Source organism: Ruegeria sp. YTSC002 (assembly GCF_059609845.1).
Genome location: NZ_JBXWML010000001.1, coordinates 977,723 through 996,030, shown reverse-complemented (window position 1 = coordinate 996,030; position 18,308 = coordinate 977,723). Strand labels below are relative to the sequence as shown.

Annotated in this window: 14 protein-coding genes; 5 read left to right on the top strand and 9 right to left on the bottom strand. The window is 59.6% G+C overall.

Features of this window, described 5'->3' with window-relative positions; all coding sequences use genetic code 11:
* Positions 1 to 79: 79 nt before the first annotated feature.
* Positions 80 to 3,538 (bottom strand): transcription-repair coupling factor, encoded by a 3,459-nt coding sequence (gene mfd, locus AC2FFD_RS05015; RefSeq protein ID WP_496872208.1) that lies wholly within the window; start codon positions 3,536 to 3,538, stop codon positions 80 to 82.
* A 21-nt stretch (positions 3,539 to 3,559) separates the two neighbouring features.
* The gene (locus tag AC2FFD_RS05010) at positions 3,560 to 4,084 is read right to left on the bottom strand and encodes a component of SufBCD complex (RefSeq protein WP_170344104.1); all 525 of its coding nucleotides are present in this window, start codon (positions 4,082 to 4,084) and stop codon (positions 3,560 to 3,562) included.
* Between the two features lie 120 nt (positions 4,085 to 4,204).
* Between AC2FFD_RS05010 and hemB the strand changes: the two genes are divergently transcribed.
* The 4 genes from hemB (at position 4,205) to AC2FFD_RS04990 (ending at position 9,057) form a co-directional block, all read left to right on the top strand.
* On the top strand, positions 4,205 to 5,203 hold the full coding sequence (gene hemB / locus AC2FFD_RS05005) for a porphobilinogen synthase (protein WP_257598820.1): 999 nt from the start codon (positions 4,205 to 4,207) through the stop codon (positions 5,201 to 5,203).
* 142 nt (positions 5,204 to 5,345) lie between these two features.
* Positions 5,346 to 5,921 (top strand): lipid-binding SYLF domain-containing protein, encoded by a 576-nt coding sequence (locus AC2FFD_RS05000; RefSeq protein WP_152458143.1) that lies wholly within the window; start codon positions 5,346 to 5,348, stop codon positions 5,919 to 5,921.
* A 168-nt stretch (positions 5,922 to 6,089) separates the two neighbouring features.
* Positions 6,090 to 8,552 carry a penicillin acylase family protein gene (locus AC2FFD_RS04995; RefSeq protein ID WP_496872203.1) on the top strand — a complete coding sequence of 821 codons (2,463 nt, stop codon included), beginning with the start codon at positions 6,090 to 6,092 and terminating at the stop codon, positions 8,550 to 8,552.
* Positions 8,553 to 8,661: 109 nt separating this feature from the next.
* The gene (locus AC2FFD_RS04990; RefSeq protein ID WP_496872202.1) at positions 8,662 to 9,057 is read left to right on the top strand and encodes an SgcJ/EcaC family oxidoreductase; all 396 of its coding nucleotides are present in this window, start codon (positions 8,662 to 8,664) and stop codon (positions 9,055 to 9,057) included.
* Between the two features lies 1 nt (position 9,058).
* Here AC2FFD_RS04990 and AC2FFD_RS04985 read toward each other — a convergent pair whose 3' ends face one another.
* The 5 genes from AC2FFD_RS04985 to trkA all read right to left on the bottom strand — a co-directional run bounded on the left by AC2FFD_RS04985 (position 9,059) and on the right by trkA (position 13,942).
* Positions 9,059 to 9,364, bottom strand: a complete 306-nt coding sequence (locus tag AC2FFD_RS04985) for a putative quinol monooxygenase (protein ID WP_496872201.1) — start codon at positions 9,362 to 9,364, stop codon at positions 9,059 to 9,061.
* A 14-nt stretch (positions 9,365 to 9,378) separates the two neighbouring features.
* Entirely contained in the window at positions 9,379 to 10,656 is a 1,278-nt protein-coding gene (hflX, locus tag AC2FFD_RS04980; protein ID WP_496872199.1) for a GTPase HflX, read from the bottom strand.
* Positions 10,656 to 10,895, bottom strand: coding sequence for an RNA chaperone Hfq (gene hfq, locus AC2FFD_RS04975; protein WP_005982826.1), 240 nt, complete (start codon positions 10,893 to 10,895; stop codon positions 10,656 to 10,658). Before hfq ends, hflX begins: the two co-directional genes overlap by 1 nt.
* Before the next feature lie 132 nt (positions 10,896 to 11,027).
* Entirely contained in the window at positions 11,028 to 12,566 is a 1,539-nt protein-coding gene (locus tag AC2FFD_RS04970; RefSeq protein ID WP_496872198.1) for a TrkH family potassium uptake protein, read from the bottom strand.
* Positions 12,566 to 13,942: a Trk system potassium transporter TrkA gene (gene trkA / locus AC2FFD_RS04965; protein ID WP_170344096.1), complete on the bottom strand. Its 1,377-nt coding sequence runs from the start codon at positions 13,940 to 13,942 to the stop codon at positions 12,566 to 12,568. Before trkA ends, AC2FFD_RS04970 begins: the two co-directional genes overlap by 1 nt.
* A gap of 96 nt (positions 13,943 to 14,038) precedes the next feature.
* Here trkA and AC2FFD_RS04960 point away from each other — a divergent pair, with 96 nt between their 5' ends.
* A complete protein-coding gene (locus AC2FFD_RS04960) occupies positions 14,039 to 14,518 on the top strand; it encodes a hypothetical protein (protein WP_257598826.1) in 480 nt (159 codons plus the stop codon).
* 18 nt (positions 14,519 to 14,536) lie between these two features.
* Here AC2FFD_RS04960 and ntrX read toward each other — a convergent pair whose 3' ends face one another.
* Complete coding sequence (ntrX, locus tag AC2FFD_RS04955) at positions 14,537 to 15,946, bottom strand: nitrogen assimilation response regulator NtrX (protein ID WP_152458151.1); 1,410 nt, start codon at positions 15,944 to 15,946, stop codon at positions 14,537 to 14,539.
* Positions 15,943 to 18,207, bottom strand: coding sequence for a sensor histidine kinase NtrY-like (locus tag AC2FFD_RS04950; protein ID WP_170344732.1), 2,265 nt, complete (start codon positions 18,205 to 18,207; stop codon positions 15,943 to 15,945). Before AC2FFD_RS04950 ends, ntrX begins: the two co-directional genes overlap by 4 nt.
* Between the last annotated feature and the right edge of the window lie 101 nt (positions 18,208 to 18,308).

Genomic DNA, 18,308 nt, shown 5'->3' with positions numbered 1-18,308 from the left:
TCCGTTACTTCATCTGGCCGCAAATATCCCGGGGGAGATGCGCGGAACGCGCAGCGGGGGCAGAGCCCCATCTTGCCTATCAGCTAGCCTTGGTTTTCTTCTTTTCCGCGACCACCTTTTCAGCAAGGTCGCGGGCAATCGCAAAGGCCCCTTTGATCTTGTCGCTGTCTTTCTTCCAATCCCGGCGCACGACGATCTTGTTATCCTTGACCTTGGCCATGCCGCGTTGGTTCTGAATGAATTCGACCAAACCTTCTGGGGATGCGAACTTGTCATTGTGGAACTGGATCGTCGCGCCTTTCGGGCCTCCGTCCAGCTTGGCAATGCCCGCCCGTTTACACATGGCCTTGATGCGCACGACCAACATCAGAGTGTTAACCTCTTTCGGCAGTTTGCCGAAACGGTCGATCAACTCTGCGGCGAAACCTTCCAGTTCCACCTTGGTCGACAGCGATGACAGGCGCCGATAGAGGCCCAGACGAACATCCAGATCGGGCACGTAGTCCTCGGGAATCAGAACCGGCACGCCCAGATTGATCTGCGGGGCCCACTGGTCATCAGCATCCGACAGCCCCTCCATCTCACCCGCTTTGATCTTGGCGATCGCCTCTTCCAGCATGGACTGGTAGAGTTCATAGCCTACATCGCGCATCTGACCGGACTGTTCTTCGCCCAGTAGATTGCCCGCGCCTCGGATGTCCAAATCCTGCGAGGCCAAAGTGAACCCGGCGCCCAACGTGTCCAGAGAGCCCAGAACCCGCAGGCGTTTCTCGGCAGTGGCGGTCAGCTTCTGCCGTGGTTTGGTGGTCAGGTAGGCATAGGCGCGGGTTTTGGACCGCCCCACCCGGCCCCGGATCTGGTAGAGCTGCGCAAGACCGAACATATCGGCGCGGTGCACGACCATCGTGTTCGCCGTCGGAATGTCCAATCCGCTTTCCACAATGGTCGTGGCCAGCAACACATCATACTTACCGTCATAAAACGCGTTCATACGGTCATCGAGTTCACCCGCCGCCATCTGGCCATGTGCGACCACATAGGACAGTTCCGGCAGTTGGCTTTTCAGGAACTCCTCAATCTCGGGCAGGTCCGAGATGCGAGGGACGACGTAGAAACTCTGCCCGCCGCGATAGTGTTCACGCAGCAGCGCTTCTCGGATCGTGACCGCGTCGAATTCGCTGACATAGGTTCTGATTGCCAGACGGTCGATAGGCGGGGTGCCAATGATCGACAGATCGCGCACTCCGGTCAGCGACAATTGCAAGGTTCGCGGAATCGGGGTTGCGGTCAGGGTAAGAACATGGATGTCCGAGCGCAGTTGCTTCAGCCGTTCCTTATGCCCCACACCGAAATGCTGTTCTTCGTCGATGACCAGCAGACCCAGATTGTGAAACCTTATGTTCTTGGCCAGCAGCGCATGGGTCCCGATCACGATATCCACCGTACCGCGGGCCAAACCGTCGCGGGTTTTCTGGGCCTCTTTCGCCGAGACAAAGCGCGACAATTGCCGAACCTCCAGAGGAAAACCGCGGAACCGTTCCCTGAAGCTTGCGGCGTGTTGTCGGGCCAGCAATGTTGTCGGAGCCACGACCGCAACCTGCACGCCGGACATGGCGGCGACAAAGGCGGCGCGCATCGCCACCTCGGTCTTGCCAAAGCCGACGTCACCGCAGATCAGCCGGTCCATTGGCGCGCCCGAGTGCATATCCTCCATTACATCCGAGATCGCGCGCAACTGGTCGTCGGTTTCCTGATAGGGAAAACGGGCGCTGAACTCCTCCCACGCGTGCGGCGGAGGGTCCATTACAGGGGCTTTTCGCAAGGCACGTTCCGCCGCGATGCGGATCAGCTTGTCGGCCATCTCGCGGATGCGTTCTTTCAGCTTGGCCTTCTTGGCCTGCCATGCGCCGCCGCCAAGTCGATCCAAAAGGCCTTCGTCATGACCGTATTTCGAAAGCAGTTCGATGTTTTCGACCGGCAGGTACAGCTTTGCCTGCTCGGCATATTCCAGCAGCAGGCATTCATGGGCGGCTCCGGCGGCCGTGACGACCTCCATCCCCATGTAACGACCGATCCCGTGATCCACATGCACCACCAGATCACCGGGGCTGAGGGATTGGGTCTCGGTCAGGAAATTCTCGGCCTTGCGGCGCTTCTTGGGTTGGCGGATCAGCCTGTCGCCCAGAACATCCTGTTCGGCGATCACCGTCAGGTCTGGCGTCTCAAAACCGTGTTCCAGCGCCCAGACGGCAAGGTGCAGGCCGCGCTTTCCGATACGCGTGCCATTTGTTATCGGAATCGCCTCGGCCAGACCTTCATCCTCGATCAGGCCGGTCAGACGTTCGCGCGCACCTTCCGAATAGGACGCGATCAGCACCGGACCTTTGTCGAGCCTGGCGGTGATGTGGCTGGCCAAAGCACCGAACAGGCTGATGCTTTCCTGCTGACGTTCGGGGGCAAAGTTGCGCCCGATCCGCCCGCCCGCATCGATGACACCCGGGCCCGACGCCTGCGGCAAGGGGCTGAACTGCATGACACGCCGATCCCCGACGGCCGCCTCCCACGCGGCATCATCCAGATACAGCAGCCCCGGAGGAGTGGGTTTGTAGACCGTATCCATACGAGATCGGTTTTCCAGCGCCAGACGCCGGGTCTCATATTGATCGGCAATCGTCTCCCATCGGGCCAGTCTGGCCGGGGTAACCTGATCATCGACAGTGATCGTGGCATCCGGCAGATAATCAAACAACGTTTCAAGCTTCTCGTGGAAGAAGGGCAGCCAATGTTCGATGCCCTGGTGTTTGCGACCGGCGCTTACCGCCTCGTAAAGCGGATCATCGGTTCCGGCAGCGCCGAATTCGATCCGATAGTTCTGGCGGAACCGCGTGATAGCCGCATCATCCAGAATGACCTCGGACACCGGAGCAAGTTCGACCACGTCCAGCTTTTCGGTCGTGCGCTGAGACACGGGATCAAAACGGCGCGCGCCGTCCAGTACGTCTCCGAACAGGTCCAGACGGACGGGGCCCGATTCACCCGGAGGGAAGATGTCGATGATGCCGCCGCGAATGGCATAATCGCCCGGCTCCATCACGGTGGGGCTTTGCGTGAAGCCCATGCGCACCAGGAAGTTGCGCAGCGCGGTCTCGTCAATGCGCTGATCGACGCGGGCGGTAAACGCCGCCTCGCGCAACACGTCTCGCGCCGGGACGCGTTGGGTAGCCGCATTCAGTGTTGTCAACAACACGAATTTCTGCGGCATCTGGTGAACCAGCGCCGCCAGCGTGGCAACGCGGGCCGCCGAGATATCCGCATTGGGGGACACCCGGTCATAGGGCAGACAATCCCAGCCCGGAAACACGAAGACCGGCATGTCAGGGGCAAAGAAAGCCAGCGCGGCGCGCATCGCCTCCATCCGCTTGTCATCTCGCGCGACATGGGCCACCGGCCCGTTGCTGCGGGCGATTTCGTTCAGCACAAGCTGCGCGTCAAACCCTTCGGGGGCGCCGCCAACTGTCACGTGGTTCGGAGCCTTCATCGCCTCGCCTTTCAGATTTTGCTATCCCAGAACGCCAATCGAGATGTTCTGATACATGCCCCAGAACGAAGTGACCAGTATCGAGATCATGCCTATGATCTGGGTATAGAGCCGACAGCGCGCAATGGTTTTCGAAACCGAGTCGAGCGTCAGTTCCTGCCGCCGCAACCGTCGTGCATGCACGATGTTCACCAGCAGAACAAGCGTCAATGGAAACAGAAGAAGGAACACGGCCTGCGCGAACTCGACGCCGTAATAGAACCCCAGCGTGGCCAGTCCGGTGAACAAAAAACTTCCGAACGCCAACAGGATGGTTCCTGACATGTCGACGATCAAAAGTATCCGGTTGGTGTGTATGCGAACGATGTCGAGAAGGTCGATCTCGACCTGCCCGCCAATGCGTCGGGCACGCACCACCAGATCGTAGGGAATGCCCATCACCCAGTGACTGGCCGATGACCAGACAACCGCCAGCACGATCCAGAACCAGAGATTCGAGAAGCTGCGCATGTCGATGACTTCAAAGATCGAAGAGTACCAGTCCAAACCCAACCCTTTATTCAAACCACTCAGGGAGGTTCGGCCACGCTGCCGCGTCCATTGATACCCTTGAGACCTTTGTGAATTCATGCCACCCAATGCACGAATGTTCAAGGAGAACGCGCCATGAAACCGACCATTGCACCCTATCCCATGACCCGCTTTCGGCGTGCCCGTCAATCCCGGGCAATTCGCGGGCTTGTGCGCGAGAACACCTTGACCACGGATGACCTGATCTGGCCGGTTTTCGTACGCGACGGCGAAGGGATTGAAGAGCCCGTACCCTCGATGCCGGGCGTAGTTCGCCGGTCGGTGGATCTGATTGCAAAAGCGGCCGTCGAAGCGCAGGCGCTTGGAATCCCGGCGATCTGCATCTTTCCCTACACGGATTCTGCGCTGAAAACAGAAGACTGCGCCGAGGCCTGGAACCCCGACAACCTGTCGAACCGGGCCATCCGGGCGATCAAGGCGGCAGCCCCTGACATCGCGGTGATGACGGACGTGGCGCTGGACCCTTACAATATCAACGGTCATGACGGTTACGTCGTCGACGGTGAGATCGTGAATGATCAGACTATCGAAGCGCTGGTCAAGATGACCCTTGCCCAGGCCGACGCCGGAGCCGACATCATCGGACCGTCGGACATGATGGACGGCCGGATCGGAGAAATGCGCCGCGCTTTGGAAGGCGCCGGGCATCACAATGTGATGATCCTCAGCTATGCCGCGAAATACGCCAGCGCTTTTTACGGCCCCTTCCGCGACGCCGTCGGCGCCTCGGGCGCGCTGACCGGTGACAAGAAAACCTATCAGATGGATCCGGCCAACTCGAACGAAGCCCTGCGGCTGATCGAACGCGATCTGACCGAGGGCGCGGACATGGTGATGATCAAACCGGGGATGCCCTATCTGGATATCTGTCGCCGTGTGAAAGACAGCTTTGGCGCACCCACCTATGCCTACCAGGTCTCGGGCGAATACGCGATGATCCAGGCGGCCGCCCAGAATGGCTGGATCGACGCAGAAAAGGCGATGCTGGAAAGCCTGCTGGCCTTCAAGCGCGCCGGGTGCGACGGTATTCTGACCTATTTTTCGCCTCAGGTTGCCCGCATCCTGCAAGGCTAAAACCCCGAAGAGTCGCAATTTTTCGCCGACAAGCCCCCTTGAGCGGGCAGCTTTCCCGTGACACATCGCCCTAATCGGCGTATCCTTGCCGGCAAGATCGGGATGACCCGACACATCAGGCACAGTTACAGAGAAAAAAACCATGAGCAGTTCCAACTCCCCCCGACTGAACCGTCGCGGCTTTGCCTTGGGCATGGCAGGCCTGTCCCTGACCGCCGCCTGCGGCAACGGCGTCGGCAATTCAAACTCGGCCATGATCGACGCCCGCGTCGATGCCACGCTGACCGAAATGTACAGCCGGTACCCCAACACCGTGGAAATCGCGAACAAAGCCAACGGCATGTTGGTTATGCCCCTGATCACCGACGCTGGATTGATCTTCTTTGGCGGTGCCTACGGCCAAGGCGCGCTGCGCATCAACGGCGCTACGGTCGATTACTATTCTGCAATTTCCGGAACCGCAGGTCTGCAAATCGGTGCGCAGCAATATGCGCATATCCTGTTCTTCATGACCGAGGATGCGCTGAACGATTTCCGCCGTTCCAGCGGATGGACAGCCGGTGCCGATATTGGATATGTGGTTGACGCAACAGGGAATTCCTTGTCCACGGACACGACAACACTGCGTTCGCCGGTGCTGGCGGTGGTCTTTGGCCAGGCCGGTCTTAAATTCGGCGCGACCGTCGAAGGTACGAAATATACCCGCATCATTCCATAACCCGGATTACCACTTCCCCCACACATGGCCCCGTCGCAGCACAACACTGCGGCGGGGCATTTGATTTCAACCCTTCCCGCGCAGGTTCTTGCCGCGTTCCTCTTTCGGTCGGACCGACCATCCTCTAGTCTCTGCGCAACATTCGTCTGAACAAGAATTGAGGCAGTAATGGGTCTTGTTTTCCGCTGGCTGGTGCGCATCGCGTCGGGTCTGATCATTTTGATCCTCGCCGCAATGGGCCTTGTCTATTTTCTGGCCAGCCAATCCCTGCCGGACTATGACCAAACGCTTGAGGTCGAAGGTCTGACCGCCCCGGTCGAGATCGTACGCGACACCGCCAACGTACCGCATATTCTGGGCCAGACCGATCCCGATGTGTTCTTTGGGTTGGGATATGCCCATGCACAGGATCGACTGTGGCAGATGACTGTCATGCGCCGTACCGCGCAAGGCCGACTGTCCGAGGTCTTTGGCCCGCGCACGCTTCACATCGACAAGCTGCTGCGCAGGTTGGACCTTTATGGGCTGGCCCACCGCTCGGTCGAGGTGCAGGACGATTATACCAAGGCCGCTTTGCGTGCCTATTCCGCCGGGGTCAATGCCCGCCTGACCGAGATCAACGAAGAGGCGCTGGGTCGCGGCGCACCCGAGATGTTCCTGTTCAACGCTCCGGTCTCACCCTGGCAACCGGGTGACAGCATCGCGGTGATCAAGCTGATGGCGCTGCAACTGTCAGGCCACCTGACCGATGAAGTTCTGCGCGCGCGCACGTCCTTGATGCTGAACAACCCAGAACGTCTGGCCGACATCCTGCCCGACGTTCCCGGACCCGGCATTGCCGCGCTGCCCGAATATGCCACCCTGTTCCCAGATCTTCCCCGTTATGCCGCGGGAACGGACATTCCCGAAACACCTCTTTCACCCCTTCCCAAACGTGGTCTGGCCGGAGCTTCAAATGCCTGGACCGCCGCGCCGTCACGTTCTGCAAGTGGCGGAACCCTGTTGGCCAACGACCCTCATTTGGGTTTCAGTGCGCCCGGGATTTGGTACCTGGCACATCTCGGCCTGGAAAAAGGCGGTGTCATCGGGGCCTCGATCCCCGGTGTGCCCGCCATCATGACCGGACGCAGCGACCGGTTGGGATGGGGGCTTACATCCTCGTATCTTGACGATCAGGACGTTCATATCGAGCAGCTTAATCCCGACAACCCCGAGGAATACCTGACCCCGACCGGCTTCAAGAAATTCCGGACCCGCCCTTCGATCATCGAGATCAAGGGGGAAGCTCCGGTTACGCTGACCCTGCGCTGGACCGAGAACGGGCCGGTGCTGCCGGGCACGGACTACAAGCTGGAAACCATCACCCCGCCGGGACATGTGGCATCGCTGTCCTGGACGGCACTCAGCCCGCAGGACACGTCGATGTCGGCGTCCATGGCGCTGATGAACGCCGACAACGTCGAACAGGCCATCGCGGTCGGCGAACAGTTCATCGCGCCTTCTCAGAACCTGTCGCTGGTCGACAAGACGACCATTGGGATGAAACTGATCGGCGCCATGCCTCGGCGTGATCCGCAAAACCAAAGCCGTGGGCGTATCCCCTCGCCCGGCTGGATCGAGGCCAATCGCTGGCAAGGCCGCCTGCCCTATGTCGACAACCCGGAATTCGTGGCCCCCGTCGGCGGTGTTCTGGGCAACACGAACAACAAGATCATCGACCGCCCGTTCCCGGATCACGTCTCGTATGAATGGGGCGATACGCAGCGCGTGCATCGCTGGGAACGCCTGATGCAATCGCGCGAGGTGCATACCCGCGACAGCTTTATCGAGGCACAGCTGGACACGGTCAGCTTTACCGCGCGGTCCCTGTTGCCGCTGATCGGTGCCGATCTGTGGTTCACCGGGGCTTCGGCCCCCGAAGGAACGCCGGAACGCCAGCGCCAGATCGCGCTGTCGCTGCTGGCGGAGTGGAACGGTGAGATGAACGAACACCTGCCCGAGCCGTTGATCTATGCGGCCTGGCTGCGTGCGCTGCAAATCCGGCTGATCTCGGACGAGCTTGGGCCTCTGGCCAGCGAATACAAACATGTCGAACCGCTGTTCATCGAACGGGTCTATCGCGACATTGACGGCGCGGGTGTCTGGTGCGACGTGGTTCAAAGCGCACCGGTCGAGACATGCACCGAGATGGCGCGGCTTGCGCTGGACGACGCGCTGATCTGGATCTCTGAACGATATGGTAGCGCGCTTGAATCCCTGCGTTGGGGCGACGCGCATCAGGCAACTCATGATCATCCCGTGCTGGGCTCTGTCCCGATATTGCGGTTTTTTGTGAACATTCGCCAATCGACCAGCGGCGGCGACAACACATTGCTGCGAGGCCGCACGTCAGGCGAAGGGCCTGATCCGTTCCAGAACGTGCACGGCGCCGGGTATCGCGGTGTTTATGACTTTGCTGACCCCAACAGCTCGGTTTTCATAACGGCGACCGGGCAATCGGGTCACTTCCTGTCGCGCTACTATGACGATCAGGCGCAGCTGTGGCGGCGCGGCGAATACATCCCCATGTCATTGGATCTTGATCTGGCCCGCGCCGCTGCTGTCGGAACAACCAATCTGATCCCGCGATAATCCGCCTATTCGGCAAGTCCCCGCCCCGATTTTTTGGCCCTCGTGGCGCCCAAGGTCAAATTCGCCTAACATTATCGGACTGATTATGTGGGACCAAAGGGGGGCGAGTATGGCCAGTATTCGGGATGTCCTAAATAATCTTGCGCGCGACTACGCAATCGCATGGAGTTCTGGCGACGCTGACGCAGTTGCCGGTTTCTTTGCACATAACGGGCAGATCACCTTCAACGATAGCGAACCAGCCAAAGGACGCGAAGCAATCGCCAACCTGGTACGCGAATCCTACGCCAGCTTTCCAGATCTGGAAGTGCGCTGTGACATGATGCGATGGGCCGGAACGCATGCCATATTCGTCTGGACCCGCGAAGGGCACCACGCCGAAACCGGCAATCACGTTGTCACACGTGGATGGGAGGAATGGGAACTGACGCCAGATTACCTTGTACAGTCCTCGTTGGGCTGGTTCGACGCGGGTGACCACCAACGGCAGATAGACGGGGCCTGACTCAACGTCCGTTGGATGCGCGTTCTATCCTGTAGTCTCGCGGTATCCCCTGAGTGACCCGAGCCCAGTCAGATGCCCGTGTCCGGGCCTGATGTACATCGAAAGCCTGCTGATCCGCAAACACTTCTGACACGTTGAACCGACCCGGACAGGTCTGATCCTCGATCACGTCGAAAGATATACAGCCCTGTTCCGCGCGGGTCAGTTTCACATGGTCCGGCAACGCTGCGCGCACCTCCTCCAGCCGGTCCGCAGGCACATCTATATGGCCGTTCAGGAACACTCTTTGGTCCGGCTTGTCAGACATATCCAGCCCCAACGCTAATTCTTCAACGCCTCGAACTGAGCCGCTTGTTTCTCGGTCCACAGAACGGTGATACGAAACCCGTCCTCGGTCTGTTCTTCGCTGCTTACGACATCCTGGCGGAACAACCAGGCCCGCTTGTCCCCGTCAGAGAAAGACAGATCCAATACCGCCTCACGCCGTGCACCTTGCAGACGCATCGCGATCTCGGACAGCAAAGGTGCGACGCCTTCGCCGGTGACCGCCGAAATCGCAAAAATCTCGGGATCTCGGTCCGCGCGCGTCAGCGTTGCCTCGCGCTCATCGGCGCTCAGCAGATCTATCTTGTTCCAAACCTCAAGCCGGGGCCGCTCGTCGTCGACGCCCAGCGAGGTCAGGATCGCCTCGACATCCTGCGCCTGCGCCTCTGTTTCCTCGTGGCTGATATCACGCACATGGACGATCAGATCGGCACCCAAGACCTCTTCCAGCGTCGCCCGGAAGGCTGCCACAAGCTCGGTCGGAAGGTTCGAGATAAAGCCCACCGTGTCCGACAGGATCACTTCGGGGCCATCAGGCAGTTGCACGCGGCGCATGGTCGGGTCCAGCGTGGCGAACAGCATGTCCTTGGCCATCACCTCGGCCCCGGTCAAGTGATTGAACAGCGTGGATTTCCCTGCGTTTGTGTAGCCCACGAGAGCGACGATCGGATAGGGCACCTTGGCCCGGGCGGCACGGTGCAGTGTCCGGGTCTTGACCACCTTCTGCAACTGCCGCCGCAAGCGCACCAGTTGTTCGTCAATGGCGCGACGGTCGGCTTCGATCTGGGTTTCGCCGGGTCCGCCGACAAATCCCAAACCACCGCGCTGGCGTTCAAGGTGGGTCCAGGCCCGTACCAGCCGCGTCCGCTGATAGCTGAGCGCCGCCATCTCGACCTGCAACACGCCTTCCCGCGTGCGGGCGCGATCGCTGAAAATCTCAAGGATCAACCCCGTCCTGTCGAGGATCTTGACCTTCCACGCCTTTTCCAGATTGCGTTGCTGCACCGGTGTCACCGGCCCGTCGATCAGAACCAGTTCAACTTCGTTGTCGCGAAAACGCTCACCAAGTTCTTCAATCTTGCCGCTGCCGAACAAATACCCGGCCTGCGCGCGTTGAAGGCGCACGATTTCGGATCCGATCACATCCAGATCGGGCAATGCGGCGGCCAGTGCCACCGCCTCTTCCAGCGCCGGTTCAGGGACACGGCGCTGTTCATCTGATTTGATTTCGGGATGCAGCACCCAGGCCCGGGTGCGCATCCGGTCATGTTCCATCAAGAGGCGTCTTCGCCCTCATACAGGTTGATCGGCTGTGACGGCATGATGGTCGAAATCGCGTGCTTGTATACCAACTGCGACTGTCCGTCGCGGCGCAACAATACGCAGAAATTGTCGAACCAGGTGATAACACCCTGCAATTTCACGCCGTTGATCAGGAAAATCGTGACCGGAACCTTAGCTTTCCGTACATTGTTCAGGAAGGCATCCTGAAGATTCTGTCTGTCCGAAGCCATATTTTTATAATCTCGCCATTGTTCTTGCTACGCGCTGCGGACCAACGCGCTCCCTCCGGCAGAGTATGGAGTGCTACGCACAGATATTCCAGATGAAAAATCAGGCGTTAGCCACCGCAAGTTACACCCGGCTCAATCCCGCCAAAGCGACGGGGTGATCAGGGCGATGATCGCCAGCGTTTCCAGGCGACCTACGACCATCGCCGCGCACAACGTCAGTTTGGCACCCGCGGAGAGGTCGATCAGGCGAATTGGAACGTCCGTGGCCAACTCGATCAACGGCCCCGTCGTGCTGAGCGTGGCCACGCTGAGCACCATGGCCTGTTCGAACCCGGACCCCATCGCCGCCAGCAGAAGGTTGAACACGGCAAGAGTCAGCGCAAAGAGCATCAGGAAGATCCAGGCGATGAACGCCCCATCGCTTTGAATGCGGCGATTGCCACCCCCTGCACTGCTGATGGACGAAGGATAGATCAGGCGATCAATCTCACGCGCGCCGTTCAGATACAGGGCGAAGACCCGCAACAGTTTGACCCCCCCGGCCGTCGTCGCGACGCCTCCGCCGATCAATGCCAGCCCCATCAACAGCAAACCGGGCGTTCCCAAACCCGACAGTTGCTGTGCGTCGTTCCAGTTCGCGCTTTCAAAGCCGGCCGTCGTCAGGAAAGCCAGAACGGTGAACAGCATCCCCCAAATGACCTGCAAAGCCTGCATTGGTTCCATTTGACCACCGATTTCCGTCACGCCTGCAACAACCCGGAAGAACAACAGGATTGCGACAGCCAAGACAATCATCAGACCGATACGAAACTCCGGGTCCTTATCCAGACGGGAATAGCCCGTTGTCGCGGTATCCTTCGAAAATGTCAGGCGCGAGAGCGCAAAGAACAGGAACAGAAACAGGATGGCTTCGCCCGTAAACCCGGCCTGCGCCCCTTCCATGCCCCCGACCGGAGAGATGCCGGACGTGGCCATTACTGCCATCGCATGGCACACGGCCGTCAGACCGACTTCACCCGAGACCAACAGAAGAACCCAGATCACGGTCGTCAGCCCGACATAGACTGGCGTCAGGGTCCTGGCGACACGGATCAGACGGCCACGCGGGTCCACGCGTTCGCTCTGTGCCACCCCTGACACCGGGCGCCCCGGCTGGCCTCTGGTGGTGACTTCGAACCCGCCAAGCGACAGCGGCGCAAGGATCGCCGCCGCGGCGATCCACATCAGCAGGCCCCCCATCCAACCGACCATGGCGCGCCACAAATGCAATGGGGCCGTCAGACGAGCCGGATCCGGAAACAGGTCCGCCCCCGTGGTCGTCAGAGAACTGACCATATCGAAATAGGCGTTCAGAAAGGTGGTGGTTCCAAGCGCGTCGTGAAACGGGATCGCAAGAAAGATGGGCAGCAGCGTGAAACAGCCCAGCATCACCGCCAACTGCCCCAACGTGCCGCGCCGGGGTATGCGGTTGGAGGACGCCATCGCGATCGTAGCCACCAGAAACAAGCCCAGTATCCCGGAATACAGAAAGGATCGTGACGTGTCGTGATCATCCAGTGCCAGCGCATAGATCGCCGGAATCCACATGGTCAGGGATGCAATGCCCCAGATCAGCAGGAACAACGGCAACCGCCGCAACAATCCAACCCGTTGTGTCCTTGCATGCGCCATCAGAAGAAATCGATTGAGACCTGCATCAGGCGTTCAACCTCTGGCACGTCCTTGGCCATGGCAAAGATTGCGACCACATCTTTTTCATCGATCCGCAGGCTGCCGGTCGGTCGCAGAACGTCGTCTCCCTTGCGGACTGCGCCCACAAGCACACCCTCGGGGAAGTCGATATCGCGCAGACGTTGCCCGGCCATGGGCGAGGTCGACAGAACCTCGGCCTCGATCACCTCGGCCTCGGCATCCCCGATGGAATAGACCTGACGCACCCGCCCATGGCGGATGTGTCGCAGGATCGAGCTGACGGTTGTCGCCCGCGGATTGATATAGGCATCGATCCCCAGAGGCCCCATCAGGGCCACCATGCTGGGGTCGTTGATCAACGCAATCGCCAGAGCACAGCCTTCGGCCTTGGCACGCACCGCGGCCAGCATGTTCGTACGGTCGTCATCCGTAACCGCCAGCATCGCATCGGCCCGCTCGATCCCCGCCTCGCTCAGCAACCCGGCATCCAGCCCGTCACCATGCAGCACGATCGTCCGTTCCAGAGCTTCGGCGGCAAGCTCAGCGCAATGGCGGTCGCGTTCGATGATCTTGGCCCGCACACGGCTTTCGCGTTCTTCCAGCGTTCTGGCCACTTCCAGCCCGACATTTCCGCCGCCCACGATCACCACGCGATCCTGCCGCTTCTGCGCCTTACCGAACACTTCCATGGTGCGATCCACGTCCTTGACGTTGGTAAAGACATAGCATTCGTCGCCCACAAACAGCTGATCATCGGATTCGGGGGCAAACAGCGTGCCTTCGCGCCGCACCCCAACCACGATGGAACTGAGGGTCGAGAACAGATCCGTCAGCTGCCGCAACGGTGTATTCACGATCGGGCAATCCTCTTCCACCCGCACCCCAAGCAGCTGCGCCTTGCCGTCCATGAAAATCTCGGTGTCAAAGGCGGATGGGGCAGACAGGCGGCGCATGGCAGCGGCGGCAACTTCGCGTTCGGGACTAATCACCACATCAATCGGCAGATGATCACGACGGTACAGATCCGAATGGATCGCCTCGAGATAGGATTTCGACCGCAGGCGCGCGATCTTGCGCTGGATCGAAAAGACCGAGTGCGCCATCTGGCAGGTGACCATGTTCACCTCATCCGAATGGGTGGCGGCGATGATCATGTCAGCGTCCCGGGCCCCTGCCCGTTCCAGCACGTCCGGGTAACTTGCAAACCCGGCGATCCCCTGCACATCCAGCGTTTCCGTCGCCCGCCTTACAAGGTCGGGGTTGTTGTCCACGACGGTGACATCGTTCAGCTCGCCCGAAAGATGCCGCGCGATCTGCCAGCCGACCTGCCCCGCACCGCAAATAATGACCTTCATGCTTCTGGCCCTTCTGCCTGAAAGGATTGAATGACAGATGCCCCCAGAGCGGTCAATTGAATTGTCATCGCAGCCCGGCTGCGGCAAGATAAGCGCATGAAAACGCTGTTTCCTATGCTGCTACCTCTGATGGTGTTGTCCTCATGCGGACCTCTTTCGCTTTACTACCGCGAAGGTGAAACCGTGTCGCGCCTGCAAAAAGAGACCACCCAGTGCCAGCTGAAGGCGGTCAAAGAGGTGCCGGTAGCCAATCAGATCCGCCAAAGCCCGCCAACCTATTGGCCGGGGCGTACCTATTGCGACGGCAGTGGTCGTTGCTATCAATCGCCCGGCTGGTGGCAGCCCGGCCGTGTTTATACCGTGGATGTGAATCAGGGCCTGCGCAACACGGTCGAAGCGCAATGCATGGCCCAGAAAGGGTTTCGACCCGTCAGCCTGCCGCCGTGCAAGCAGAACGTGAAATCACGCGTGCCCGCAACGCGAACGACAACATTGCCACCGCTCAACAGCGCGTCGTGCTTTGTGAAATTCGATGACGGCTCGTTTCAGATCATAACGCCCGGTCAGGCCGGCTGAGGCCCTGCGACCGGCAGGTTATTCTGCCGGTTCGGGTTCATCGATTTGCGCCACGCGCGCGCCGGATTTGTTCGAAGTCACAACGCCCAGCGATTTCAGTTTCCGATGCAGGGCACTGCGTTCCATGCCTACAAAGCTGGCCGTTCGGCTGATATTGCCGCCAAACCGGTTGATCTGTGTCAGCAGATACTCTCGCTCGAACGCCTCGCGGGCTTCGCGCAGCGGCAAGGTGGCCAGCGCGCCAGACAACACGACACGACCTGAATCTTCTGCCTTTTCTTCCTCGTTGGGCAACTCACGCGCCTCGATCGGGCCGGAGCCATCGCCAAGGATCAGAACCCGCTCGATCAGGTTCTTGAGCTGGCGCACGTTGCCGGGCCAGGTCATCGTCTGCAACAGGGCAACGGCCTCTTCCGACAATTCCCTGATCGGCAAACCCTGGGTTTCGTTGCACATCTCAATAAAGTGCTGCGCCAGAACCGGGATATCTTCGCGCCGATCTTCCAGTGACGGCACGGCAATCGGAACGACGTTCAGACGGTGGTACAGCTCTTCCCGGAAGCGTTCAGCCGCGATTTCCTCGTCAAGATCCTTGCTTGTTGACGAGATTACGCGAAGGTCAACGCGCACCTTGTCACTGCCACCGACACGCTGGAACTGCTGATCCACCAGCACCCGCAGGATTTTTGATTGTGTCCCAAGGGGCATGTCGGCAACTTCGTCAAAATAGACCACGCCGCCATGCGCCTCTTCCAGCAAACCCGATTCCACGCCGCGTTCTGCCGATTCCCGGCCAAACAGCACCTCTTCCACACGCTCGGGTTCGATCCCGGCACAGTTTACCGTGACAAATGGCGCATTGGCGCGATTGGAATGGGCATGGATATATCGCGCTGCAATCTCCTTGCCGGACCCCGCAGGGCCGCTGAGCATCACGCGGCCATTCGACTTGGTCACCTTGTCCAACTGCCCTTGCATGGCGCGGAACGCGGCGGATTTGCCGATCATGTCGGAATTATTGACTTCTTTCCGCTTCAGAGACGCATTCTCGCGACGCAGGCGAGAGGTCTCCATCGCGCGGCGGATCACCACCATCAACTGGTCTATGTTGAACGGCTTTTCGATAAAATCATACGCGCCCTGCTTGATTGCGGCGACGGCAATTTCAATGTTGCCGTGGCCAGAAATGATCACCACCGGCACGTCCGGGTTGTCACGTTTCACCGCTTTCAGGATGTCGATGCCATCCATGCGGCTGTCCTTCAGCCAGATATCCAGGATCAACAACCCCGGCGGTTCCGAGTTGATTGACGCCATGCACTCGTCCGAGTTGGCCGCCAGCCGGGTTGAATAGCCTTCGTCCTCCAGAATGTCGGACACCAGCTCGCGAATATCGCGTTCATCATCTACGATCAGAATGTCACTCATCTTTGGCCTGCTTTCAGTTTGTTGGTTCTAATTGCCTGCTTCTGTGGCGCTGCCGTTGGGGACACTGTAACCCCCGGCAATCGGATCACGGCCATCGCGCCAAAATGGTCCTGTCCGTCAAATACGGGCGCATCCTCGAGGGTCAGCGCGCCGCCATGCTCTTCTATGATCTTCTTGACGATGGGCAGGCCCAGCCCGGTCCCTTCGTCACGTGTCGTTACATAGGGTTCAAACAGCCGTGCCCGATCCACGGGCAGACCTATCCCGTTATCTGCAATGGTGATAACCGTACCCGCGTCATCACTGGTAACCGCCACTTTGATCTGTGGCAGAAGATTGTCGGGCGCCCCTTTTTCCTTAAGGGTTGCAATGGCTTCCCCGGCATTCTTGATGAGGTTGGTCAGCGCCTGATTCAGCATGGTTGCATCCACATCCGCCATGATAGGCTGTTGCGGCAGATCGGCATCGATCTGCACATCCGGCTGCCCGGCCTGTTGCAGCAGGACCGCCTCATGCACCAGATCAACAAGGTTCTCTTCCCTGCGCTCGGGTTCAGGCATCCGTGCAAACTTCGAGAATTCATCCACGATGCGACGCAGGTCGTTGGTCTGCCGCACAATCACGTTGGTCATCGAATCCAGGCTGCTGCTGTCTTCCTCGTCCAGCTTGCGTGAGAACTTGCGCTTGATCCGTTCCGCGCTCAGCTGGATCGGGGTCAGAGGGTTCTTGATCTCATGCGCGATGCGGCGGGCCACGTCACCCCAGGCCGCCATCCGTTGGGCGCTGACCAGATCGGTGACGTCATCGAAGGCAACCACATATCCTTCCAGGCCCCCGTCTTCTCCGCGCCGGATAGCCATGCGGACCAACAGGTTCTCAAGCCGCCCCTTGCGGGTCACCTTGATTTCTCCCTGAACGGCCTCTTGCCCGCTGTCCTTCAGACTTTCGAACAGGGGCAGAAATTCCGGCACTGCAATGCCGATGGCAAGATGCTGCTCGCCCCTGGTCCAATCCAGCAACCGCTCGGCCGAGCGGTTCACGAAGGTGATGCATCCTTCCGGGTCTACGCCAACGACACCGGACGTGACCGAGCTGAGCACCGAGTCGAACAGACGGCGCCGGCTTTCAATCTGCCGCGTGTTCTCCAACAGCGTATCCCGCTGTCCTTTCAACTGCCGGGTCATCTGGTTGAAATACCGGCCCAGCATCGCGATTTCGTCGTCGCTGGCTTCTTCAATAACCTGAACGCTCAGGTCACCGGCCCCAACCCTCTGTGCCGCAGTGGTCAACCGTCCCACGGGACGCGACAGCCGTTCGGCAAACCACATGCCCAGGGACATTGCCGCAAGGATCAGGATCAAGGCAAAGCCCAGATACAACAGGCCGAACTCGAACAGCACCCGGCCCCGTTCACTTTCAAGCTGTTGGTAGAACTGTGCCGTTTCCTTGGTATCGTCCAGCAGCGTCAACAACTGTCCGTCCACCTCGCGGCTGACATAGAGATAGCGATCCAGATAAGCCTTCAGAGGAACCAGCGCACGGAACTCGTTGTTGGGCCAGTCGGCGATGATCAGCAAGCCCTTGTCGGTGGCTTCAGCAATCTGTTCGGGGGTTGGGGCTTCGTAGTTGAACAGGTAGGACCGGTCCCCGCGCGATTTGATTTCGCCACCACCGTCGATGACATAGGCTTCGCGCAGCCCCCGTTGAATCTGAGCCTGCCCCTGCGCCAGAACTTCACGCAGTTCAGCGTCGGAGATATAGAAATCCAGCGATCGTGCATTATCCAGATATCGCGCAAGAACAGACGCGTCTTGTATCAATCCCTGGCGGTGTTCCTGTTCATAGGCTTCTGCTGCCGTCAGCGAAGATCCCACAACCTGACGCACGCGGTCGGAAAACCAGCCCTCAAGGCCGATATTGACGGTCAATCCGGCAAAAATCGCCACGGTCACGGTTGGTACCAGCGCCAGCAGAGTAAACGCCCCGATCAGGCGCAAATGCAGGCGCGAACCCGCCGACTTGGCCCGTCGTGCGGCAATCAAGCTGCCAACCTGTCCAAGCACAAGTGCTGCAACAACCAGAACGTAAACAAGGTCGGCCAACAGAATCAGTCGCAAGGTCGGTGCCGTCGCACCAAGATCGAAAGGACCGATGACAAGGTAAGTGGCCAGCGCCAGAACGGGGCCCATGAGGACCAGCCCCAGAGTGCCAAAATTGCGCAGTTTCCGTGATTTACGCCATCGACTGATCGATGGGATCATCCCGCTCTGTGCTCGGGTTGCCACTGTCTGCCCTCATCCTGATGTGCCGCTTGCGCGGCTTACCGCCATATATCGTGATCTTTTCCCAACAGATGCCGGGA